At 61.0% G+C, this 597-nt stretch carries 1 protein-coding gene; it reads left to right on the top strand.

Annotated elements, in window-relative coordinates; genetic code table 11:
• Positions 1–54: 54 nt before the first annotated feature.
• Positions 55–597: transporter substrate-binding domain-containing protein (locus tag ABD126_RS38620; protein WP_343940669.1), on the top strand; the 543-nt coding region annotated here is incomplete at its 3' end.

Below are 597 nucleotides of genomic sequence, written 5' to 3'. Positions count from 1 at the left end.
GAAACGCAGACCGCGGCAAAGGACTCGCAGAACGCGACCTCGATTGTCGACTCGGTGAAGAAGGACGACAAGATCGCGGCCATGCTGCCGCAGAAAATCGCCGAGTCCGGCAAACTCACCGTCGGCATGGAGATGACCTATGCACCGGCGGAATTCGTGGCGGAGGACGGCAAGACCCCGGAAGGGTATGATGTGGACCTCGCCAAGGCGCTTGCCAAGACCCTGGGCGTGAAGGCGGACTTCATCTCGTCGAGCTTCGATTCGATCGTGCCGAGCGTGGGCAGCAAGTACGACCTCGGCATCACAGCGATGACGATCACCGAGGAACGTGAGGATTCCGTCGATTTCGTGAGCTACTACAAGGCAGGCTCGATGTGGGTGGTGAAGAAGGGCAATCCCGACAAGGTGGACGCCAAGAACCTGTGCGGCACGAAGATCGCAGTGCAGGTGGGCACCACGCAGGAAGAGGATGCCAACAAGATCAAGGAACAGTGCGCCGCCGATGGCAAGGCCGCGGTCGAGGTCATGCCGAGCAAGCAGCAGACCGATGCCGCGACCAACGTCGTGACCGGCAAGGCGGACGTGTTCTATGCGGAC

It is taken from the genome of Saccharothrix mutabilis subsp. mutabilis, from assembly GCF_039521145.1.
Classification (GTDB): Bacteria; Actinomycetota; Actinomycetes; order Mycobacteriales; family Pseudonocardiaceae; genus Actinosynnema; species Actinosynnema mutabilis.
This window is presented reverse-complemented; position numbering and strand designations above follow the sequence as displayed.